19 protein-coding genes are annotated in these 21405 nt (G+C 51.2%); 9 read left to right on the forward strand and 10 right to left on the reverse strand.

The window, feature by feature from the left end; genetic code table 11:
- Positions 1–39: 39 nt before the first annotated feature.
- Complete coding sequence (locus DHN43_RS21235; protein WP_108819951.1) at positions 40–2688, reverse strand: hypothetical protein; 2649 nt, start codon at positions 2686–2688, stop codon at positions 40–42.
- 96 nt (positions 2689–2784) lie between these two features.
- Positions 2785–3246 carry a hypothetical protein gene (locus DHN43_RS21240; protein WP_108819952.1) on the reverse strand — a complete coding sequence of 154 codons (462 nt, stop codon included), beginning with the start codon at positions 3244–3246 and terminating at the stop codon, positions 2785–2787.
- Positions 3247–3497: 251 nt separating this feature from the next.
- On the opposite strand from DHN43_RS21240, the gene DHN43_RS21245 reads away from it, so the two are divergent.
- A complete protein-coding gene (locus tag DHN43_RS21245; protein WP_108819953.1) occupies positions 3498–4832 on the forward strand; it encodes an MATE family efflux transporter in 1335 nt (444 codons plus the stop codon).
- A 62-nt stretch (positions 4833–4894) separates the two neighbouring features.
- On the opposite strand, the gene DHN43_RS21250 is transcribed toward DHN43_RS21245, so the two are convergent.
- The 4 genes from DHN43_RS21250 to DHN43_RS21265 form a co-directional block, all read right to left on the reverse strand.
- Complete coding sequence (locus DHN43_RS21250) at positions 4895–5263, reverse strand: hypothetical protein (protein WP_063309316.1); 369 nt, start codon at positions 5261–5263, stop codon at positions 4895–4897.
- 150 nt (positions 5264–5413) lie between these two features.
- Positions 5414–6349, reverse strand: coding sequence for an AraC family transcriptional regulator (locus tag DHN43_RS21255; RefSeq protein WP_108819954.1), 936 nt, complete (start codon positions 6347–6349; stop codon positions 5414–5416).
- A gap of 75 nt (positions 6350–6424) precedes the next feature.
- Positions 6425–7693, reverse strand: coding sequence for a glycerate kinase type-2 family protein (locus DHN43_RS21260; RefSeq protein WP_108819955.1), 1269 nt, complete (start codon positions 7691–7693; stop codon positions 6425–6427).
- A 177-nt stretch (positions 7694–7870) separates the two neighbouring features.
- The gene (locus DHN43_RS21265; protein WP_108819956.1) at positions 7871–8881 is read right to left on the reverse strand and encodes a proline racemase family protein; all 1011 of its coding nucleotides are present in this window, start codon (positions 8879–8881) and stop codon (positions 7871–7873) included.
- A gap of 204 nt (positions 8882–9085) precedes the next feature.
- Between DHN43_RS21265 and DHN43_RS21270 the strand changes: the two genes are divergently transcribed.
- On the forward strand, positions 9086–9529 hold the full coding sequence (locus DHN43_RS21270; protein ID WP_108819957.1) for a YqaA family protein: 444 nt from the start codon (positions 9086–9088) through the stop codon (positions 9527–9529).
- A gap of 187 nt (positions 9530–9716) precedes the next feature.
- Positions 9717–10391 carry a GntR family transcriptional regulator gene (locus DHN43_RS21275; RefSeq protein ID WP_057461644.1) on the forward strand — a complete coding sequence of 225 codons (675 nt, stop codon included), beginning with the start codon at positions 9717–9719 and terminating at the stop codon, positions 10389–10391.
- Between the two features lie 33 nt (positions 10392–10424).
- On the opposite strand, the gene ubiV is transcribed toward DHN43_RS21275, so the two are convergent.
- From ubiV to ubiT, 3 genes are all read right to left on the reverse strand, one after another.
- On the reverse strand, positions 10425–11321 hold the full coding sequence (gene ubiV, locus DHN43_RS21280; protein WP_063304365.1) for a ubiquinone anaerobic biosynthesis protein UbiV: 897 nt from the start codon (positions 11319–11321) through the stop codon (positions 10425–10427).
- Between the two features lie 9 nt (positions 11322–11330).
- A complete protein-coding gene (gene ubiU, locus DHN43_RS21285; RefSeq protein WP_057461646.1) occupies positions 11331–12350 on the reverse strand; it encodes a ubiquinone anaerobic biosynthesis protein UbiU in 1020 nt (339 codons plus the stop codon).
- 71 nt (positions 12351–12421) lie between these two features.
- The gene (gene ubiT, locus DHN43_RS21290) at positions 12422–12958 is read right to left on the reverse strand and encodes a ubiquinone anaerobic biosynthesis accessory factor UbiT (RefSeq protein ID WP_063304366.1); all 537 of its coding nucleotides are present in this window, start codon (positions 12956–12958) and stop codon (positions 12422–12424) included.
- A gap of 149 nt (positions 12959–13107) precedes the next feature.
- Here ubiT and DHN43_RS21295 point away from each other — a divergent pair, with 149 nt between their 5' ends.
- The 6 genes from DHN43_RS21295 (at position 13108) to DHN43_RS21320 (ending at position 19937) form a co-directional block, all read left to right on the forward strand.
- A complete protein-coding gene (locus DHN43_RS21295; protein ID WP_108819958.1) occupies positions 13108–14676 on the forward strand; it encodes a UbiD family decarboxylase in 1569 nt (522 codons plus the stop codon).
- 5 nt (positions 14677–14681) lie between these two features.
- On the forward strand, positions 14682–15245 hold the full coding sequence (locus DHN43_RS21300; RefSeq protein ID WP_108819959.1) for a UbiX family flavin prenyltransferase: 564 nt from the start codon (positions 14682–14684) through the stop codon (positions 15243–15245).
- A gap of 147 nt (positions 15246–15392) precedes the next feature.
- Positions 15393–15731, forward strand: a complete 339-nt coding sequence (locus DHN43_RS21305; protein ID WP_057461653.1) for a hypothetical protein — start codon at positions 15393–15395, stop codon at positions 15729–15731.
- A 100-nt stretch (positions 15732–15831) separates the two neighbouring features.
- On the forward strand, positions 15832–16551 hold the full coding sequence (locus tag DHN43_RS21310) for an aspartate/glutamate racemase family protein (protein WP_063294162.1): 720 nt from the start codon (positions 15832–15834) through the stop codon (positions 16549–16551).
- A gap of 35 nt (positions 16552–16586) precedes the next feature.
- On the forward strand, positions 16587–18335 hold the full coding sequence (gene ggt, locus DHN43_RS21315) for a gamma-glutamyltransferase (protein WP_108819960.1): 1749 nt from the start codon (positions 16587–16589) through the stop codon (positions 18333–18335).
- Between the two features lie 216 nt (positions 18336–18551).
- Positions 18552–19937, forward strand: a complete 1386-nt coding sequence (locus DHN43_RS21320; protein ID WP_208995543.1) for an MFS transporter — start codon at positions 18552–18554, stop codon at positions 19935–19937.
- Between the two features lie 26 nt (positions 19938–19963).
- On the opposite strand, the gene guaD is transcribed toward DHN43_RS21320, so the two are convergent.
- Positions 19964–21289, reverse strand: a complete 1326-nt coding sequence (gene guaD, locus DHN43_RS21325; protein WP_108819961.1) for a guanine deaminase — start codon at positions 21287–21289, stop codon at positions 19964–19966.
- Positions 21290–21405 lie beyond the last annotated feature (116 nt).

Below are 21405 nucleotides of genomic sequence, written 5' to 3' on the forward strand. Positions count from 1 at the left end.
AGATCAGGAGTGCAGTCAGTTGACCGCACTCCCCAAGCTTTAGCTCCTACCAGCATTCAGAGCTTCAGGCTTGAACTCCAGCACCCAACACGTTTTCAGATGTCCTTTCCTGAAGACGTTTCTGGTTTCACTGTGATACTGAACTTCCCGTAGTTCCAGAAAATCTGGCAGGGACTCTTGAGCCTGAGCGTCCTTGGCAAGCAGCTCACCCCATTCCCGTGCCAACTTACTTGGCTTTTCAACAACCTCCGCACCCAAGCTGGCTTCACCGGTTGGTTTCAGGATGAGTTGAGTTCGAATTTTGGGCTCTAACAACGCCCGCAAGGTGCCTGTCACTCCCGGAAATTCATCATGTGCCTGAGGAGCTGTTGCCCCAGCTTCCTGCGTTTCCGGGTCTTCAACCGTAACGGTTGTGTGAGCTGGTTCAGGAGCAGTCTTCTGCTTCACAGAAATCAGATACTCGCTCTTCTTGCCTCCCTCAGGACGTGTGACAGAAACATCAAACAATGCGACCCATGGCTGCTCAGAGATCCATTTCTGGATCCTCTTCAGGCTTCCGCCAGATTTTTCAATCCGGGCGTGCACGTCATCGCGCACATGCTCCATCAGCTTATCCAGCGCAAAGTGTGCCTTTCCAAAGCTCATCAGCAGGCCATTGCCCTTGGTACTCAAGAAATTATCCAAACGCTCTCTCATGGAAGAAAGCTCGTCAAATTGTTTGGTTTGACTGTCTTTCAACTCATTCAGGTTGACAGTCAGAGCAGCCAGATTCTTAGCAGCAGCTTGCGGCAACGCTCTCATTTTGCCGATCTCTGACATCGTATGAGAGGTCGGCTTGTACTCAACCACCCAGGCTGGTTCCAGCATGTCATTCTCGATCAGGAAGCCTTCTATCTTGTGATAGCGCACCTGCTTCAGGATGAAGTAGTCGGGTAACATCTTTGAAATGTTATCGCCCCGTTGCTTAGCCTCCACGAGTGTACTTCCCCACGCCATGGCCAGATCACTTGGCTTTTCAACGATGGGCAAATCATCTACGCCGTCTTCGCCAGTAGGCACCAACTTCAGTGCTTCCATCATCTCCTTGGAGCGCAGACCATTCAGAACCAGCTGGGGCTTGTCGCGCAACTCGCTCTTCGTCAGTCCCAATTGCGGGACCACATCGGTATTGTCAAAGAACGTGCTGTTGCCAACTTTTCTTGGAGCAGGATCGTGACGCAGTTCCGTGTTGATGTTGTAGTATCCGCCATCTTTTTGAATGGAAACAGAAACCAGCGCCGCCCATGGCTGCTTAGCGATCCATGTCTCAGTCTTCTTGGTACTGTGATGATCCGCCAGGTGCTGCTCAGTCAATTGCGAGGCCACCTCACGCAGGCTGGCCAGCGCGTATTGCGCCCGACCATTCTCGTGCGAGAGGCTTTCTGTGCTGGAATGGATCGCATCACCAAAGCTCATGGCTGCCAGTAAATCATTGCTGGCATTCAGCGCTTCTCCCAGTTGCTTGGAAGTCGCCATTCGATAGGTGACAATGTCTTTCTCGACCTCATCCAGATAACGCACATCCTGCTCGGTCACAGCATTTTCTCTGGCGGTGTCGACTGCTTCACTCACGCCTTTACTAAACGCATTCTGGCGCATGAGCGCGTTGACGTCGCCAACAACTTCTTTATTCAGCGCCTTCAGGTTCTGGCTCAGGAATACCAGCAGCTCTTTGTGATTACTGGACAAATCCTCTGGTGCAGCCAGTGCCGCGACCTTCAGGAAGGCAAGGAAGCGAGGATCATGAGCGGCATCTTCAAAGATTTGCTTGGCCAACGTACGTGCATCATTGTCCAGCCCGGTTCTAAACTGCATACGCAGATATGTGTCAGCCTTGTCTTGAGCCATACCCAACAGACCTGTGATCAGCCGTTGCTTTTTTGCTGCTTCCGGTCCTTCATGTGCAGTGCCTGTCGGGTCATTGATAAAGGCCGTTTTCTTTTCTTGATACGCTTGGAATTGCTGCTCAAGCTCCGGGCTTACCGTCAAATCCAACTCATGCATAGCCAGCATTGCCGGATGTGGTTTCAACTCCAACAGTTCGCTGCGTGGTTGAGGTGCGGTTGGCTGCTCAGCGGCTTCCAATTTTGACTGCTCAACAGCTTGTGACGCACCATTTGCGGCAGACGTCTTACTTCCCTCAGGCTTGGGAGTGTCAACAATAACGTAGTCGCTTAAATCAGGATCTGAGCCCATATGATCAAGTGTGTTCGCATGCGCAGCGAGCGGAGGCTCTGCTTTAGTCGAAACAGTCTTTGCACTTTGCTGTGAGGATGTCGCGGTATTGCTCGCGCCATGCCCCATCAACTTTTCTGAAGGCAAACGGTAGCCCTCATAGCGAAGCTTTTTCGCAGCGCGTGACATGCCATCAGTTGGGTTAGAAGGTTCGCCCTCCGGTTTATGATGCTTGTGATAAGCGAGTGGGCGCAGTTGGGGGTCCTTCGCCCCGGCTTTTGCTGGGCGGCTGTGCTGTGTAGACTTTCCGTTCAGCTCATCCAGCTGGTCCAGCAAGCGATGCACATTCTTTGGCTCGGTATGGCCCAGCTTATGCCCTTTATGAGAACTGGTTGTTTTCTTAGGCGTAGCCCCTTGTTGATCTGGATTGACCTGAGGCTGCGAAATTTTTGAATGAATTGGAGAACGACCCATCGGACACCTCATAAATTCCCGGTGTTGGCCTCCATTCTTCAGGAGCGCCGGAACACCAACGTGAAAACAGTAAATTCCATTGATTTGTCAGAGCGATCAGGAGCCAATGATCACCATGTCTGAGCCGTACTTGGGCAAAGGCACATGGATTTCATCGAGGGCCCCCTCTTCAGCAGAAGGCTGTGCACGCTCCAGTCGTCCGTTTGCATCAAGGAGCAAATCAAACGCTTCGCGCATAAGCTCAGCACCACCGCCCGTAGAAACCTCGGTCCAGTGAGATACGCGCTGCCCGGTGATCGACGCGATGATATGTGGTTGAGTGAATGCGTTGCCGTTGCTTTTTAAAAGCATGAGGGCTTGATCAGCAGAAAGGTCAACTTTACGCAGCCCACTCGTCAGTGCCATCATGATAAAATCCTCATGATGCTGACACAAAATCAAATGACTGCGCTCATCAACGCAGAAAAAGTAGGCACCATTACACGGTTCCGGCAGGTCCAGATCAAAACTGGACGAAAACGCCCGAACCAACTCATCAAATGCAGTTGTCTCAGCCATGGCATACTCCTCACCATGAGTGGAAGAGATCTTGGAATGAAGATCTCGATGCAGTTGAGATTGGCACTTCTACAAAGGAGCTACTGTGCTGATCGAAACAGTTACTTTCAGAAAATGAAGAAAAGACAGATCAGCTAGAAGCATAAGATAAAATATAGGTTGAATTACTTATTTTCACCTATCGCTCTCATTGGAACAGTGTATGCTGGCTATGTTAAGTTCCTACCTCTTCTCCGGCAATCCATACTTCGATGATTTCGTTTAAGCATATGTATTTGCGGGCGTTACCGCTCTTCCTCACCGGCAGCGCTGCTTTGTTCACCAACTGGACAGATACTTACGTCTCCAGTTATTTCGGTGCACCCGCTGTCGCTGCGGTCGGAATCTGCGGCATGATGTTTTTCGTCTTGTTTTCATTTTCCAACGGCTTTTCCATCGCAATCCAATCTTTCACTGCTGGGTTTCTGACCAGTCGAGAAAACAACGAAGTGCTGGACGCGTTTGTGGTCTGTCTGATCCTGGGCGTAAGCTTTGGGCTCTTGCTAACTATAGCTTCAATCTATTTTCTCGAAGACATACTTGTTTTCATGAATCCGGACGCTGAAGTCAGGGAAGCTTCAAGACGATATCTGGAGTTTCTCCTTTATGCGACACCGTTTTACTACATGTGCGGCGCCTCCCGCGGTCTCCTTATTGCTGTCGGCAAAGCGTGGACCGTCTCTTACATCGGCATTGGAACGCAGATAGTGAATGCCATTGCAACTGTAGCGCTGGCATTCGGCTGGGCTGGCGCTCCTAAACTGGGAATTTCAGGAATTGGCTTCGGCACGTTCATCGCATTTGCGCTTGCAGCGGTCTTCTATGTGTCAGCAGCACTACAAGCGATCTCGCAGCAAAAGCTGAGGCTTGGAGTCTTGTCTGTACCTTTGATCATCGAGATTTTGAGGAAGGCAATCCTGTCAGCCTCTCAAAGCACAATCTACGCTCTTGGGATCTTTTCAAGCTATTGGATTGTCGGGCATCTCAGTGTTTTAGCTTTGGCCGTCTATCAGGTCATCACTCAGGCAACACTCATCCCGATTTATGTGGCAAATGCTTTGGGAAGCGTCGCGATCAGTCAGGTAGGTCAGGCAGTTGGGGCTAAAGACCTGTCGGGAGCCCAACAGGTTGGTCTGAAGATGATCTCAGGTGCTGCATATCCCATTGTGATCTACGCACTGCTCGTCATGGTGCTCTCTGAGGATGTCCTGACCCTTTTGCTGGGAGAAGCATTGGATGAACCGCAACTCATTATGGTGTTCACTCTCTCCTGCTTAATCTTGCCAATCAACATTGCGGGAGCAGTGATGAACTATGTTCTGCAAGGTGCTCAACTGTTTGGGCGAGCGTGGACAGTCTCAGCAATCACGCAATGGCTCATTTTCTTACCGCTGGCCTATGTATTCGGTGTTTCAATGAGTTACGGTTTGGCTGGTGTTATCTTCGCGGACTTCATTTATCGCGTTGGCTTGTTCCTGACGCAATACAGTTTCTGGAGAGGCTATTCCGAACCTGCATTGGCAAGAGCTTCAGTAAAAATGGGATAAACCGCAGGCCTCTTTCCGACACCTACGGTTTATTGGTTGTGCAGGCGGTGAGGGGCTTTGCCTCAAGCTGCTGCCATTTCGGTCTCTGGTTTGTGCAGGCTCACCACAATCGCAACCGCCAAGCCGTTAGCAAAGTAATAGGCTGCGTCCAGTCCAGTGAAGCCGAAGAGGAAAGGTGCGAGCAAGAAGAGCGCACCAACCGCTCCATCAACGGCCAGATGGAGGCTGTAAGGCAGCACACGGAGTACACCAAACTGGTGATCCGTCAGAAGCGTCAAAATTAACGCTGCTGTGCCAGTGCCAACAGATAGCCAGAGCGCCAATGGATTGGATGCTCCAAGACCAAGAATAAAGGGCAAACCGATCAAGGCAAAGGCAACGGGATAATCCAGATAAGCATGGATACTTTTTGTAACGAAACGGAGGGACATGACAGGGTTCCTTTTTGACTGTGTCGGTCTTTCGTTTTGGGCACAGTCAGATTAGGAGAAGCTCCCGTTTAGCTCAATTTCAGGACGTTCAAAGGAATATGCAGATCGTTCAGGATGGATCTAAAAGTAGAACAGTTGAGCTAATTTTATTTAATGGGATGTGCGATACGCCGCTGGTGTTAAACCCACTTCTTTCTTGAAAACCCGCGTAAATGCAGATTCAGAAGCATATCCAGCAAGCGCTGCCACTTCAGATACACTCATCTGGTCGTCAACCAAACCCTGCTGCGCAATCTGGATGCGCCAACTGGTCAGGTATTGCATGGGTGTAAGGCCCATCTTGCTGGAAAACTGCGTCGCAAATCCAGTCCGCGAAAGACCTGCCTCCCGCGCCAAGCCTTCTACGCTCCACTCGCGTGCTGGAGCCTTATGAAAGGCGGCCAGCGCTCTGCTCAACTGCGGATCAGCGAACCCGGCAAGCCCGAGGTGCTTTTCACCTTCCTGCTCAATGAAACTGCGCAGCGCCTGAGCAAACAAAACCTCGGTCATTTTAAGCGCGATCAGGTCACCGCCAAGGCGTGTGCCATGTGTTTCATCTCCTATCAGACGCAGGGTGGCCTCCATCCAACGCCCTGCGGCTTCTCCATAGTTCGATATATGGATGTAATCAGGCAGCTGATCAAAGATGAGATGACGGGCATTGCGAGCCAATGAGATGTGACCGCAAATCAGCTGTGTCTCACGTTCATCCTCCTCTCCGCCATAAACCAGCACACCTTCACCGTTGTACCCGGAAAGCTCCAGAACACGATCCAGCGGCAGGATGACTTCCTCCTCAGAGCGCCCGCAATAGATATCATGTGCGGCGCCATGAGGAACGATCAGCAAATCACCTTGAGCAAGCAATACCTTCTTGCCCGTCTCTTTCACCCGCACCATACAATCCCCACGATGGGCAAAATGAAAACGTGCCACATTCTCAAAGGACGGCACGGCAACACCCCATGGCACCGTAAAGGAGGTGCGGAAGTAAAGCGTGCCTTTAACAGAAAGGCGGGTGAGGATGTCACTGAGCGTATCAAGCATCCACTCACTATGAGCCTAAGCAACTTACTCGTCCAGAAGCCTGAACGATCTGAGAGATAAAATGAACGCTATGGCCTAAACGGCATCAATAAAGATCGCACGAAAGTCGTTCACGTTCGTCAGTGTCGGGCCGGTGATAACATTGTCGCCAATCGCCTCAAAAAACCCATGCCCATCGTTGTCAGCAAGGGATCGCCGCGGATTGATCTCTTTGCCCCAGGCTCTTTGTAGGGTGGAAGGATCACAGTAAGCCCCTGCAATCTCCTCAATCCCGTCAACGCCGTCTGTATCTCCAGCAAGGGCGTAGACACCTTGCTGGCCGTCTAAAGCAACTGCCAGTGAGAGCAGAAACTCCACATTTCGCCCTCCACGACCATTGCCCTTGATCGTGACTGTCGTCTCACCACCAGAAAGCAACACACAAGGGGCTTTGAACGGCTGTCCATGCGAGGCAACTTGCTTGGCAATCCCGGCCATCACAACGCCTACATCCGTTGCTTCGCCCTCGATGCTGTCACCCAGTATGTAAGCTGGAACACCTTGTTTCTCGGCAACAGATGCTGCGGCTTCCAGCGCCAACTGCGGCGTCGCGATCATATGCGTCTCAACAGATCCGAGGCTCAGGTCACTTTCATCCGGCGTTTCACCAACGCCACTTTCAAGAACCTCCAATGCTCTTGCAGGGAGCTCAATCTTATACCGCTCCACAATCGCCAGAGCTTCGGCACAGGTGGTCGGGTCAGCAACCGTTGGACCAGATGCAATGTTGATCGGATCATCACCGGGAACGTCGGAGATCAGCAGGTTGATCACTTTGGCAGGATGACACGCTGCAGCCAAACGCCCGCCTTTGATCTGCGAGAGATGCCGCCGCACACAGTTCATTTCGCTGATCGTAGCGCCACACCGCAACAGCTCCTTGTTGATGCACTGCTTGTCTTCCAGCGAAAGCCCCTCAAACGGCAAGGGTAGGAGCGAAGAACCGCCACCGGAAATGAGGCAGAGAACTGTGTCATCAGCAGAAAGATCAGAAACAAGCTCCAACATGCGCCTAGCTCCAGCCAATCCTGCTTCATCAGGCACTGGATGCGCCGCTTCAATAATCTCGATGGATTTGCAAGGAACGTTGTAGCCGTAACGTGTGATTACCAGACCACTGAGATGGCCTTGCCAGTTATCTTCCACGGCCCGTGCCATGGCTGCGGAGGCTTTCCCTGCACCAATAACGATGAGCCGCCCTTTGGGCGCGTCAGGCAAAAACTTCGGGATGCACTTTTCCGGTTGAGCGGACTCAATGGCCGCATGAAACAGGTCTCTCAGAAAACGCTTAGGATCAACTGCCATTGCTGATCACCCCCGATTACTACCGAAAAGTTTCGGTTATCTTTTTGAATTTCTTCGTATTTTCTAGCTTTAACCCGCAACTATTTCCAGCAAAAACCTATAGGCTCCGCTCTCTGACGAGAAAGCGGAGCCTGCCACTTTTCGAAACTTGATCGAAACCTGAAAAACTACAGAGAGTTATCTCAGTAGGAAGCCGTTACCAACAGGATCATCGTTTTCCCGCCAGAAGGTTGCTTCTCCGCTGTAATGTGCTTTGCCTGCTACCTGCGCGATGATCGCATCATGTGGCCCGCATTTGGCATCCGCGAAATAAGTGCCTTCAAAGCTTGTTGCAATCAGGCTCTCAAATCGCCGCGTCTGCCCTTTGCTAATCAGACCCTTCGCGGCTTGTGCAGCCAATCGTGCGGTTACACCGGACCCGGTTGGGCTGCGGTCTACCTGGCTGTCAGCAAACACGCAGATGTTCGCAGTTGGGTCAGCGCTGTAAGCGTCATTTCCATCTGTCAGGATAGTTCCATACAGGAATGCAAGATCAGCATCATCCGGATGCTGAAGCGTCACTGCTGCACGAATAGCATCGCTTACAGCGTTTGCAGCATCAACCAGATCACGTGTTCGGGATTTCTGTACATCCAAGCCAAACGCAGAAGCAGGCGCTAGACCATAAAATGCGCCTCCATAGGAGACATCGACGGTCAGTTCACCCAGGCCTTTCACATCAACCGTCACGTCGCGAGAATGAAGGAATGCTGGCACGGAATCGAAGGAGACTGCACCAGGAACACCGTTATCGACCTCGACGGAAGCAACAACCAACCCACAAGGACATTCGATGCGCACTTCAGTGATGGGTGACTTGGCCTCAACCAACCCGTGATCAATTGCGTATCGTCCCAGAGCTATCACTGCATGACCACACATGGTGCTGTAACCTTCATTGTGAATGAAGAGCACACCAAAATGAGCATCCGGGTGAGACGGTTCAACGAGGATCGCGCCGTACATATCGAAATGACCACGAGGCTCAAACATCAAAAAATGCCGGAGGTGGTCAAGGTTATCTCGTGCATAGCGACGCTTTGCCAAAATGATGTCGCCAGGGATCTCCGGATAGCCGTCGGTTACAATACGAAGCGGCTCGCCGCCTGTATGCATGTCGACAACACTTATTTTCTGTTGTTTATCCATGTTCTCCCCCAGAACTAGTCGGAATGCCTTATTTCCGAACTGTTTGTCTTAGCATAGAGCTCCTTCAGCGCTTTCCATTTAATTAGTTGCAATTGATCGGAAAAATGCGCTCAAGCAAAACGAGCCCCTTCATAGCGTGCACAGGAGGATGGCTCAATATGCTGTGAAATATTACTACTCAAGTGATTTGGAGTTTTTCTTAAGATGCTCGTGGCTCTTGGTGTTTATGGTGGCTTGTTTGCGTTTTCATTTCTAGCTGCCACGCTAGCTCCGGGCTCATCAGAGGCAGTCCTCAGCGGCTTGTTACTAGCGGGAGGTTGGGATCCGGTGATCTTGATTGCATCAGCTTCGCTGGGCAATGTGGCCGGCTCAGTGTTCAACTGGTATTGCGGACGTTTTCTGTCTCACTATAAAGACCGGTCGTGGTTCCCGGTAAAAGAGCATCAATTCAAGCAAGCTGTGCGCTGGTTTAAGCGTTACGGACAAGCCTCAATGTTGCTCGCATGGGTGCCAATCATTGGCGACCCACTCACACTCATTGCCGGCACTTTGCGCATGAAATTCATGAACTTTCTGGTGCTGGTCGCAATCGGCAAAGTGGCCCGATATCTGTTTGTGTATTACGCAGTCACGGTTTGGCAGGGATAACCCACGGATTAAGCATGGTTATAAATAATCAATTCTGATTAGAGTAAATGGCCGAACCCTATGGGTTCTATAGATAAAATTAATTTTATATGTGCAATGCAATTTATCATGACTTAGCGGAAATATCGACAATGTAGAAGGGGGGTGATAGAGAAAAACGATCTTTACTCGAACTCACCTTTTGGAAATGCCTTCGTCCACGTCTAACGTCTCCATCGCTTATCGCAAACTGAAGCAAGCAATCCTCGAAAACCGGCTCGGTCCGGGTACGCAGGTGCTTGAGCAGGAAGCGGCTACCCAGCTGGAAATGAGCCGTACGCCAGTGCGTGAGGCCATGCTAATGCTGCAGAAGGACGGGCTCGTGGAAATGCGCCCGCGTCAGGGTATGCGCGTTCTTCCAATCACTGTCGGCGATATCTCGGAGATCTACGAGATCCTTGAAGTTGTTGAAGGGCTTGCTATTCGCAAACTTGCTGAAAAGCCAATTAGCGAAAAGCAAGCACGTGCACTGGAAGACTCTGTTACCCTGATGGATCTTTCACTTGAACGTGGAGACCTCAGCGTTTGGACATCTGCTGACAAGAAGTTTCACGAGGATGTCGTCAAGTTCAGCGGCAACGTGCATCTGGAAACTGTCTTCCTACAGCTCTGGGACAGATCGCAACGCGCGCGTAACATGTTGCTGAAAGCGCATGGTGCCCCTGTCAACTCCGCTCAGGAGCATTGGGAGCTGTTGAAGTTCATCAAAGAAGGCAAAGCGGCGGAAGCTGTCGAGTTTCAGAAAAGCCTGCGTGCTGAGGCCGCAGAGCAAATCTGTAAAATGATCTTTGACGTGATGAGCGGAATGGTCCCGTCAAACTAAAAGCGGGACCGAAGCCCCGCCTTTCCTGAAATCTTAGTCTGCTTCCCAAAGGTGCCCGGGTTTTCCGGTCACATATCCGTTTGCCAGCGCGCCAGGCAGCTGTTGTGTTTGCAGACGTGCTACGGCCTCGGCACTTTCAATCTTTCCGTCAACGAGATCACGATAGATCTCGGCAATCGCAATCATATCAATATCATGCGGTGAAAGACGCAAGCGGCCAACGCCTTTTGTCAAAAGCTCGTCGCGGCCAAGCGTGATGGCTTGAACACTGTGAGACAGTGTTTGAATACCATTCGCTGCAAGGAATTTTTGGTCATCCAGTGTCGTTACGTCCATGCCATCAAGATCACGGTCACAGATGAACTGGCAGTTATCTTTATGCAGCTTGTGAGCGCGTGCATGGTAGCAGCGACCAGAGACGGCCAGTGGCAGACGACCAAATGCAAACAGCTCGATGGTCAGGTCTGGCAGAGCCTGCGCAATCGCTTCAACAGACTTGATCGGCAGTTCAACAGGCGGGCAGAACGTTTCCATACCCAGGTTTATGAGAACCTTCGCTGTCTGCTCATTGTAGATATTGAGGAACGGCCCACCAACGAAAGGCTCGCCCGAGCGTTTGTGAACACTCGCAATATCGTTAGCTTCGACCAGCTCGCAATCTGCTGAAAGGGCATTGATGGACTTACGATCACGCATGGTGACGGGCAGCGCAATTGTTGAGAAGACAACCGTTTTACCTGCATTGGTGAGGCGCTCATAAATCTCAGGCCACACCTTGTCGTTGAACGGCATGCGTTTGCCACAAATAACTTCGCCAATGTAAACGCGCTCAACAGGAGCTTCATCTGCTACACGCGCATAAAAGTCGACGAGTTTTTCGTTGGACCAGTTGAAGAAGTTAGGACCAATGGAAAGTTCGATCTTGCTCATGATTGGTCCTTATCTCCAGATCTTTTTGTAGGCGCCGGTGGTTTCGCGTCCACCTTCTGTCATTGCGCTCAACATGGCTGAAACTTCTTCTTCTGCATTGCCGCCTGCATCCATGGCATCAACAGCTGCACGAAAGGCTTTCACCACCTGTGAAATGTAGGCTTTACCGCGCTGGCGACCTTCAATCTTAACTGCGGTCACACCTGCTTTTTGAAGGCGCGGTAACAAGCTTGCAGCATTTAGGCTAACTGGGTCTTCAAACAGGTAGGAGGTTTCTCCCTCTGCTTTAAAGCGTCCCTTACAGAGCGTTGGGTATCCAGCAGTTTCGCCTTCACCAAAACCATCAATGGTAAAGCCGCCCAGACGGGCATAAAGATTGCTGCCATCTTCGTCGTAAGAAACATCGCCTGGAGGGGAGCAAACGCCAGTCAGGTTTGGAGACTTGCCTGTAGCGTATGAAGACAAAGCGCAGCGCCCTTCCGTCATCACGCATAGGCCGCCAAACACAAAGACTTCAGTCTCGACCGTGACCTCTTTATTGAGCTTGACGATTTCTTCAACGGACATGACACGTGGAAGAACCACACGCTGCACGCCAAAGGTATCCTGATAAAAACTGATTGACTCCGGTGTTGCCGCAGCAGCTTGTACGGAAAGGTGCAGACGCAGGTTCGGATGCTTCTCTTGTGCGTAGTCAAGCACTGCAATATCGGCAGCAATGATCGCATCAGCACCAGATGCAGAAACAGCATCAACCGCGCGCTTCCAGATGTGTGTGTCACCCGCCCGGGCAAACGTGTTCACAGCAACAAGAACGTGCGAACCGTGCTTGTGAGCGAGGCGAACCCCGGCATTCAGCTCCTTTTCAGAGAAATTCAGACCGGGGAAGTTTCGAGCGTTGGTTTCGTTGCGCAAACCGCAGTAAATGCTGTGTGCGCCCGCTTCTGCGGCGGCTTTAAGAGCAGCTGGTGTACCGGCTGGGCAAACAAGCTCCAGTGACGGATTATTATCGTTGCGCTGTCCAAGCATAAAACACCTTCTAGAAAATAACAGAGTTAACCACTTGGTTCGCGCAGGGCGCCTTCACCCTGCAGCGGCAATCAGGAAGTGGCAGTTGGTGCGTCGAGTAGTCGGCGCAGATGATCTAATGTCTTGTTGGTCGCTCCATCCACGACCTCACGTGGGCGACCATTGAAACCAAGGAACTCAGCAGGAGAGAGGTCGGCTTCTTCCATGGTGTTGCGAAGCGCAAGCACAGCGTCCGTGTCACCTTCGATCACCAGATCGCGGGTAAAGAAAACGGCATCACCATCGTAGGTGCCATCAACCAATCCCAGCAGGACGATGAGTGGTCCAGAAATACGCGCCGCACCTTCAGGCGCATCTTTGCGCTTGAACATCTCAACCGTCGCATGTTCACCATTTGGGATCATGCGGAAGACATGCGGGATATCAATCGGGTCGATTATGAAATGAGTGCGTTTGTATGTGTCCAAACGCTCGAAGAGGTCTGGGCGATTACGGGCAAGCCGACGCACAGCTCGGGTCAGAGCAAAGCCAAGCGGAGGAACCGGCAATATGCCGAGAGCTTTTTGCAGGGCAGGAGGAAACAGGCCTCGGTCCGGTTTAAAGAACATACTTTAATCTCCACTGATCAGTATCCTCTCCTATTAATCCTAGCGGAACTCATCATTGATGGAGGTCAAGGACCAGAGCGACAACACCCTTCAAATGTGTGTTAACCCAGCGAACAGATCCCGAGTTTGCCTAGTAATCTGGAATTGGCATGTATTGGCGTACCGAAAAGAAGTTCGAGACACTCTCCAGCTTTCTCAATGTACTGGAAGCGAAGCAGGAGCTTGTGAGAGTAAAGGCGCCGGTCTCAGCTCAGTTTGAAGCGACAGAAATCCATCGTCAGGTGATTGAGCAAGGTGGTCCCGTACTTCAGTTTGATAATACGATCACATGTTCGGGAACGCACAGCAATATGCCGCTCCTGACCAATATGTTCGGCACGCGAGAGCGCGTCGCTCTAGGGCTCGGCTGTGCACCAGATGAGCTTCCGGCCTTAGGTGAACTTCTGGCCTATCTTCGCTCGCCGCAACCGCCGAAGGGCCTAAAGGGCTTCATAGATGCGCTGCCTGTTGCCAAAGCAGCCTGGGCGGCTCATCCAAAACGCTTGCGGTCATCTCCACTGATAGACATGCCGGTTGATCTGGAACAGTTCCCCGTGCAGATGTGTTGGCCAAACGATGCTGGCCCGCTGATCACATGGGGCATCGTTATCACCCGCCCTCCGGGAAAAGATGATCCCTCTCAGTACAATCTGGGTATCTATCGTGCGCAGGTCATCGGCAAAGACAAAGCAATCCTGCGCTGGCTCGCCATGCGCGGTGGAGCTGCCCACCATCGCCTCTGGCAAGCGCGTGGTGAGCGTATGCCGGTTGCCGTTGTCATTGGTGCTGATCCTGCAACAATCTTGTCAGCTGTCATACCAACACCCTCCGATGTAAGCGAACTGATGATTTCCGGTGTCTTGTCCGGCGGACGACCAGAGCTGATCCCATGTAAGCACGTTGACCTGCATGTGCCAGCATCCTCCGAGATCGTTCTGGAAGGCTTTGCGGAGCCATTAGAAACAGCTGAGGAAGGTCCATTTGGGGACCATACCGGCTATTACAACGACCCTGATCAGTTCCCAGTTTTCAAAGTATCGGGTATTCGTGCCCGCAAGGATCCAGTCTACATGAGCACCTTCACCGGCAGAGCGCCAGACGAACCTGCAGTCCTGTCCGAAACTATGAACGATGTATTCTTGCCATTGCTGAAACAGCAAATTCCGGAGGTCGTCGATCTATGGCTGCCACCTGAGGCGTGTTCCTATCGAATTGCAGTTCTCAAGATCAAAAAAAGCTATCCCGGTCAGGCACGTCGCGTGATGATGGGCATGTGGTCGCTGCTACCTCAATTCACCATGACCAAGCTGATCATCACCGTTGATGAAGACATAGACTGCAGAAGCTGGAGCGATGTGATGTGGGCCGTTGCCACCCGCATGGACCCATCTCGTGATCTCGTTGTTCTGGATCGCACACCTGTCGACACGTTGGATTTTGCATCTGGTATGGAAGGTCTGGGCGGCAAGCTCGGTATTGATGCAACAACCAAAATCGGATCAGAAACGCGTACTGACTGGCCGGAAGTGATGCGTATGCCGGAAGAGCTGACCAAGAAGGTTGAAGATCGCTGGGATGAACTGTTCCCCAGTGGCTTGCCTAAAAAACAAAACCAGGATCAACCAAAGGATGCTATCACCCCTTCAGAGATCAAGAATTCTCCTGAAGGAAGTGAGTAGGCTGCATGACGAAGCGTATCATTGTCGGAGTATCGGGCGCATCCGGAGCTCAACTTGCTCTGAAAACGCTGGAAATCCTGAAAGCGCTGAGTGTCGAAACGCATCTGGTACATTCAAAAGGAGCCGTCGCTTCTGTTCAACATGAGCTTGGCAAGGATGGTGTTGAGCAGCTCAAAGCGCTTGCATCCATCACCTACGCACCTGATGAAATGACAGCCGCTATTGCAAGCGGCTCGTTCCACACTGACGGTATGATCATCACGCCATGCTCCATGCGTACACTATCAGGTGTGGCCTATTCTTTCTCAGACAACCTGCTCACGCGTGCTGCTGATGTTGTGCTCAAAGAGCGCCGCAAGTTGGTTCTCGTCCCGCGTGAGACACCTTTGCATGAGGGACATTTGGAGGCGATGCTCAAGGTGACTCGGATAGGTGGAATTATCGCACCGCCGGTGCCTCCATTTTATGCAGATATGCAAAACAAAGCGGATATGCTCAAAGAAATTGCTGCTCGCGGCATTAATACACTAGGAATTGACCCGGGCGTGAACATGACTAAGTGGCAATAGAATTATCCTAGGTTACTTTACTGTAATCTTATGAAAATTCATCGTCCACTTTGCGGCTTAAGTTTACCGGCGATAGCTACCTTTACCTCGGAATTGAATAGGTAATTTCTATTCAATTTTAATAGAAAAATACTAAAGGTGAAGATAATGTCCCTGTGTTTTAAGCGCCCCCTCTGGTTTGGCCTCTTCGTATTTTCGGCTCTTTTCCTAGTGTTAGCGCTAGGTCAGAAAGCGAATGCGACATCTATCACTCTGGATACCACTGATACCGAACTCTGCGAAGTTCAGGTCACAATTGGACCGGAGGCTCCCAACGGACCCATTCATAGATTTACTGATATCGATGCGGATGATCGCTACACCTTCCAGACGAATAAGCTCTGCAATCGCCGCTCTGTAGGTGGTGAGGCATGCCTGGAAGATTACACCGAATGGTCATGTTGTGAAGCGAAAGACGGCGAGGACATCACCTGCAGAGTGCCTTAAATTAGGTCTCCCAGCTCAATTGCACAAAAAACGACCTTCTCTAAGTCGGCGCAATTTGCCAACATAGTTCCTACGACGAGTATTGTATGTCGAGGAATGTATGAAAACGATTGGCTTATTAGGAGGAATGAGCTGGGAGAGCACTGCTACTTATTACAGACTGATTAATCAGCAAACACGTTTACGGCTTGGCGGACTCCATTCTGCTGAGTTGGTTTTATGGTCTTTTGATTTTTCTCAGATCGAGTTGCTTCTTGCTCACGGAGAGTGGGAAGAAGCGGGTAACCTGCTAAAACAGGCGGCGCTGAAATTAGAAGGTGCCGGTGCTGATTGCATTGTGATCTGTGCGAACACAATGCACAAAGTCGCCTCCTACATCCAGGATGGTTTGACGATCCCATTCATTCATATTGCTGAAACAACTGCGAATGCCATCCAAAAGGTAAAACGCAGGAAACCACTTTTGCTTGCAACGCGTTACATTATGGAACAGGATTTTTACATCAGAAGATTGCAGGATACCTACGGATTATCGGTAGTGATCCCTGACAATGGAGGGCAAGCCGTCGTCCATGACATCGCCTATAATGAGTTGTGTCGGGGTCAGATTAATGAGGATTCTCGCCGCACACTCTTGCAGATTGTCAGAAAAGCACAGGACCAGGGTGCAGATAGTGTCATTCTGGGGTGCACAGAGCTTGGACTGTTGGTGGGGCAGGAGGATATTTCAGCTCCGGTCATTGATAGCACCACGGAACATGTGCGTGGAATTTTGGATTTTGCATTGAAGAATGAAAGTGAATTTGAAGAGCTAGTCTAATCAGCGGGAATTTGCCCGCTTCAGGAGGGAAAATAATGAAGAAACTATGGGTCTCTGCCGTACTGGCAGCAGGGCTTGCTTTACCTGCGCAAGCGCAGGAGGTGGCGGACAGTATTGCGCCGGAAATGGCAAGCGGAATCTCCGACAAGCAAATGGTAACCGCGCAGAAGTTTATGGTGGTTGCTGCAAACCCTCATGCATCAAAAGCGGGTTTTGATGTTTTGAAAGCTGGCGGAAACGCCATTGATGCAATGGTTGCTGTGCAGCTCATGTTGGGGTTGGTTGAACCACAATCCTCCGGGATCGGCGGTGGTGCCTTCCTCGTTTATTACGGCGCAGAAGCGGGCGAGCTGACCACATATGACGGTCGTGAAACAGCGCCTGTATCCGCAACACCGGAATTGTTTCAAAACGAAAACGGCGAACCGCTCAAATTCTATGATGCAGTTGTTGGCGGCCTATCTGTAGGAACGCCAGGCACAGTAAAGCTGCTGTATGATACTCATGCGAAATTGGGCTCTCTGCCATGGGCAGATCTGGTTGCACCTGCCATCAAACTCGCAACAGACGGCTTTGAAGTTTCGCCACGCCTGAACGCTTTGATCACCAATGATCAAGAGCGCCTCTCTCGTTTCGAAACAACGAAAAACTACTTCCTGCCGGGTGGCACTCCTTTGCCAGTTGGGCACCTGCTCAAAAACCCAGAGTATGCAGCGACACTGACTGCAATTTCTCAAAATGGAGCGGACGGTTTCTATTCCGGAGATATTGCAAAGTCCATCGTTGAGACTGTTCAGTCTGCTAAGGGCAATCCGGGTAAACTGGCTCTTGAGGATCTGGCAAACTACCAAATCAAAGAGCGTGCCGCTGTTTGTGCAGAGTACCGCGCCTTTGAAGTTTGTGGCATGGGCCCACCATCCTCTGGCGCTCTGACTGTTGGTCAAATCCTCGGTCAGCTCAACAGCTATGACCTGCCTTCCATGAACTCAGGCGATCCAAATGCATGGCGCTTGATTGGTGATGCATCCCGTCTCGCCTTCTCTGATCGCGGTCGCTACATGGCGGACAGTGATTATGTGCCAATGCCAACCAAAGGCCTCGTTGCGCCTGCTTACCTCAAAGAGCGCGCAGAGTTGCTGAGTGGTGACAAAGCATTGTCAAAAGAGCAGGTGGTACCGGGGAACCCAACATGGGATCACGCCATGTTGCTGGCTGACGATGAGAGCATTGAACTGCCATCAACCAGTCATTTCTCTATCGTAGATGCAAACGGCAATGCTGTTTCCATGACGACCACAATTGAGAACGGCTTTGGTTCACGCCTGATGACCAATGGTTTCCTGCTCAACAACGAGTTGACGGACTTCTCGTTCCGTACGCATCGTGACGGTGTGCCGATTGCTAACCGCGTTGAGCCGGGCAAACGTCCACGTTCTTCCATGTCTCCGACAATCGTGATGAAGGACGACAAACCATTCGTTGTTGTTGGGTCTCCGGGCGGCAGTCGCATCATTGGCTATGTTGCAACAACACTGGTTGCGAACCTGGATTGGGGCATGAATATTCAGGAGGCGATCTCTATGCCGCATCTGGTCAATCGCTTTGGTACCTATGACCTTGAGAAGGGCACCGCCGCTGAAAAGCTGCAGCCAGCACTGGATGCTATGGGTTACAAAACCAATATTCGCGACCTCAATTCCGGTCTTCATGGAATTGTGATCACGGCAGATGGCCTGCAAGGTGGCGTAGATCCACGCCGCGAAGGTCTTGCTCTGGGTGAATAAAAACCAGAATTAACGAAGCTGAGACTCGAGAGATCGGCATAATTGTCTCTTGAGTCTTAGCACCCTGCTAAGCGTGTACCAAAGTACGCTCTTAGGTGTCTTCCTTCCTCTGTGATAGCTAGAAACTCTTGAAATTGGCTGTGCCTGTCGGCTCTGGCCTGTGAGGTGCTAGTGCCAATGACGGAGCTACTCCAACATCCGCCCAAAGATACTTGCATGCCATCGGTTGTGCATCGGTGGGTGCTGCTGGCTGCAATGAGTTTCATCCTTGGGCTCGCTTTGTTGGATGAAACAGTCGTCAGTCTGGCTCTGCCAACCATCTCAGAAGAGTTTGGTATGACACTCACTCAAGCCCATTGGGTGGTGAATTCCTATCTGCTGATGTTCGCAGCTTTGGTGGCTCTGGGTGGCAAACTCGCTGATCTGGTGAACATCAATTACCTCATCCTCTCTGGCATGATCATCTTCGGTCTAGCGTCGCTGGCCTGTGGTCTTGCTCCAAACGGAGGCTTCCTCGTAGGCGCGCGTGTGGTACAGGGGATTGGCGCTGCAATCATGTTCCCTCTGCCCATTGTTGCTATTTCACGCATATTCCCACCTGAAGGCAGAGGCTTTGCATTGGGCGTGTTCGGCTCAATCGCCACTATCTTTCTGTCTTCAGGGCCACTCGTGAGCGGCTACTTCACGAGCTATTTCTCTTGGCGATGGATTTTCTGGATCAACCCACCCTTTGTTCTGATCGTCTGCTTGGTTATCGCATTTGCTCCGTTGAAAGGGCGCATTGCACACGGACAGGATAAAAGCCTTTCGGATTACTCATTTGACTGGCTCGGCATCATCACATTGCTTGTGGGGCTTTTCTTCTTCGTGCTGGCCATCATGCAAGCGCCGGAATGGGGCTGGACATCAAGAGATATCGTCTTGTCATTTGCTGTTGGGGTGTCCGCGCTAGCCATCTTCCTCTGGAATGAACTGCATATAAAAGCGCCGCTCATTCAAGTGCGTTTCTTCAAGAAGCCTTCCTTCGCAGTTGCGGCATTTGTGGTCTTTCAGGCGCAATATTCCAAGATTGCAATGTTCATTTTTGGAGCTTTGTACTTTCAGGATAAACTCGGCTTTGCTCCGTTCTTCGCAGGTTTAGCATTGATGTCGGCAGTCGTGATGAATGCAGCAACAGCTGGGTTGAGTGGTGTCTGTGTTGACAAGTTTGGTGTTCGTAAGCCGGCCATGTGGGGCCTATTGGTGCTGTCCAGTTCAACGCTCTGGCTAACTGCCTTCATTGCCGAAGATAACTATTGGTTGCTGCTCCCCGCACTTCTTGCATGGGGAGCAGCAATGCCATTGTTGTTTCTGCCATCAATGAAGTCATCAGTGGACTCAGTTGAGCTAACGAAGAAGGGGCAGGCGAGTGGTGTGATGATCACATCTCAAATGCTGGGTGGCACAATAGGAATGTCCATCTCCAGCTCGATCTTCCTTTTCACGGAAAGCTATGAGTACGTATTCGGCACCGCAGCAGCTGTCACTCTGCTCTGCTACCTGCTGTCTTTTATGTACTTCGGAAAAGATGCAGGTGCTCTCGACAGTGAAAAACAGAGCTGATGCAATCACCAGCTCTGACCGTAGCGTTATCCTGCTTGAGAATAGACCCGCTTACCATCCACATAAGTCGCTGCAATCGCGCGATCATCGCCAAGGATCATCTGAATAAACAGCTGCTCAATCACGTTATTGGCGTAAGCCATGCGGTGGCGGATCAGTGGTGTTGAGAGTGGGTCAATAATAGCGAAATCCGCTTCCATACCCACTTTGATGTTACCGATCCGGTTTTCCTGATAGAGCGCTTTGGCTGAACCAACCGTCGCCAGATAATAGGCCTGTACCGGGTGCAATGAGTAGCCTTGTAACTGGGCAACCTCATAGGCCGTCCGCATTGTGGTCAGCATGGAGAAACTGGAGCCACCACCCACATCTGTTGCCAGCCCTACAGTGATCGGATCGTGTGTAAAATGCGAACCGCGTACATCAAACAATCCAGAGCCAATAAAGGTGTTCGAGGTTGGACAATGCGCAATCGATGTCCCGGTTTCATGAATAAGCGCTTTTTCACGATCATTCAGATAAATCCCATGCCCAAGCACACAGCCCTTTCCCAGCAAGCCAAAGTGTTCGTAAACGCCAACGTAATCAGGATGCTCAGGATATAGCTCTCCGACCCATTCCAGTTCCTGGCGGTTCTCAGAAGTATGGGTCTGTAGCAAAGCTTCAGGATGCTCTTTCCAGAGCGCTCCGGTCGCTTCCATCTGCTCAGGAGTAGAAGTTGGTGCAAAGCGGGGAGTTATGGAATAGAGCGCACGACCCTGTCCATGCCATTTCTCCAACAACGCTTTGGATTGATCATAACCTGTCTGCGCAGTATCACGCAGGTTTTCTGGCGCGTTGCGGTCCATCATGACTTTACCGGCAGCGATGCGCATGTTGTATCGCGCAGCCTGCTCAAACAGCGCATCCACGGACTCAGGATGAATGGTGCAGTAAACGGAAGCACTGGTGATGCCGTTTGAAAAGCTTTGCTGCAAATAAACGTCGGCAGCACGGCGCGCGTAGTCAATGTCGCCAAATTTGGCTTCAGCAGGGAAGGTATAGGTGTTTAACCACTCGATCAGCTGAGCGCCGTAGGAAGCAATAACCTCTGTCTGCGGATAATGGACATGGCAATCCACAAAGCCCGGCAGAATGAATTTGCCGCTGTGATCATGAACCACAGCATCACTTGGCAGCGCCTTAATAAGCTCTGCCGCGTCGCCAACTGCGGTAATCCTACCGTTTTCGGTAACAACCAGCCCATCAGACCAGTCTGTCAGTGCCTCTGCCGGATTATCGCAGAACGGATCGCCGCTAAATTGGAATACATGGCCGCGAAGCGCTGTAATCGTCCGAACAGTGTCTTGCATCAGATCTTCCCCGGGAATTGAACCAAACAGCCATATCTAGCGTAAATCCCGGTAGGGATCGAGGGTAAATACGTAATTACCCGGGAGAGATCTGAGAACAACGTGATGCGTGTAAG

The organism is Pseudovibrio sp. Alg231-02 (assembly GCF_900143565.1).
Taxonomy (GTDB): Bacteria; Pseudomonadota; Alphaproteobacteria; order Rhizobiales; family Stappiaceae; genus Pseudovibrio.

Bases quoted from the DNA above. Each gene is read 5' to 3' on its own strand.
- DHN43_RS21235 (WP_108819951.1), bottom strand. From the start codon at position 2,688: ATGGGTCGTTCTCCAATTCATTCAAAAATTTCGCAGCCTCAGGTCAAT.
- DHN43_RS21240 (WP_108819952.1), bottom strand. From the start codon at position 3,246: ATGGCTGAGACAACTGCATTTGATGAGTTGGTTCGGGCGTTTTCGTCC.
- DHN43_RS21245 (WP_108819953.1), top strand. From the start codon at position 3,498: ATGATTTCGTTTAAGCATATGTATTTGCGGGCGTTACCGCTCTTCCTC.
- DHN43_RS21250 (WP_063309316.1), bottom strand. From the start codon at position 5,263: ATGTCCCTCCGTTTCGTTACAAAAAGTATCCATGCTTATCTGGATTAT.
- DHN43_RS21255 (WP_108819954.1), bottom strand. From the start codon at position 6,349: ATGCTTGATACGCTCAGTGACATCCTCACCCGCCTTTCTGTTAAAGGC.
- DHN43_RS21260 (WP_108819955.1), bottom strand. From the start codon at position 7,693: ATGGCAGTTGATCCTAAGCGTTTTCTGAGAGACCTGTTTCATGCGGCC.
- DHN43_RS21265 (WP_108819956.1), bottom strand. From the start codon at position 8,881: ATGGATAAACAACAGAAAATAAGTGTTGTCGACATGCATACAGGCGGC.
- DHN43_RS21270 (WP_108819957.1), top strand. From the start codon at position 9,086: ATGCTCGTGGCTCTTGGTGTTTATGGTGGCTTGTTTGCGTTTTCATTT.
- DHN43_RS21275 (WP_057461644.1), top strand. From the start codon at position 9,717: ATGCCTTCGTCCACGTCTAACGTCTCCATCGCTTATCGCAAACTGAAG.
- ubiV (WP_063304365.1), bottom strand. From the start codon at position 11,321: ATGAGCAAGATCGAACTTTCCATTGGTCCTAACTTCTTCAACTGGTCC.
- ubiU (WP_057461646.1), bottom strand. From the start codon at position 12,350: ATGCTTGGACAGCGCAACGATAATAATCCGTCACTGGAGCTTGTTTGC.
- ubiT (WP_063304366.1), bottom strand. From the start codon at position 12,958: ATGTTCTTTAAACCGGACCGAGGCCTGTTTCCTCCTGCCCTGCAAAAA.
- DHN43_RS21295 (WP_108819958.1), top strand. From the start codon at position 13,108: ATGTATTGGCGTACCGAAAAGAAGTTCGAGACACTCTCCAGCTTTCTC.
- DHN43_RS21300 (WP_108819959.1), top strand. From the start codon at position 14,682: ATGACGAAGCGTATCATTGTCGGAGTATCGGGCGCATCCGGAGCTCAA.
- DHN43_RS21305 (WP_057461653.1), top strand. From the start codon at position 15,393: ATGTCCCTGTGTTTTAAGCGCCCCCTCTGGTTTGGCCTCTTCGTATTT.
- DHN43_RS21310 (WP_063294162.1), top strand. From the start codon at position 15,832: ATGAAAACGATTGGCTTATTAGGAGGAATGAGCTGGGAGAGCACTGCT.
- ggt (WP_108819960.1), top strand. From the start codon at position 16,587: ATGAAGAAACTATGGGTCTCTGCCGTACTGGCAGCAGGGCTTGCTTTA.
- DHN43_RS21320 (WP_208995543.1), top strand. From the start codon at position 18,552: ATGCCATCGGTTGTGCATCGGTGGGTGCTGCTGGCTGCAATGAGTTTC.
- guaD (WP_108819961.1), bottom strand. From the start codon at position 21,289: ATGCAAGACACTGTTCGGACGATTACAGCGCTTCGCGGCCATGTATTC.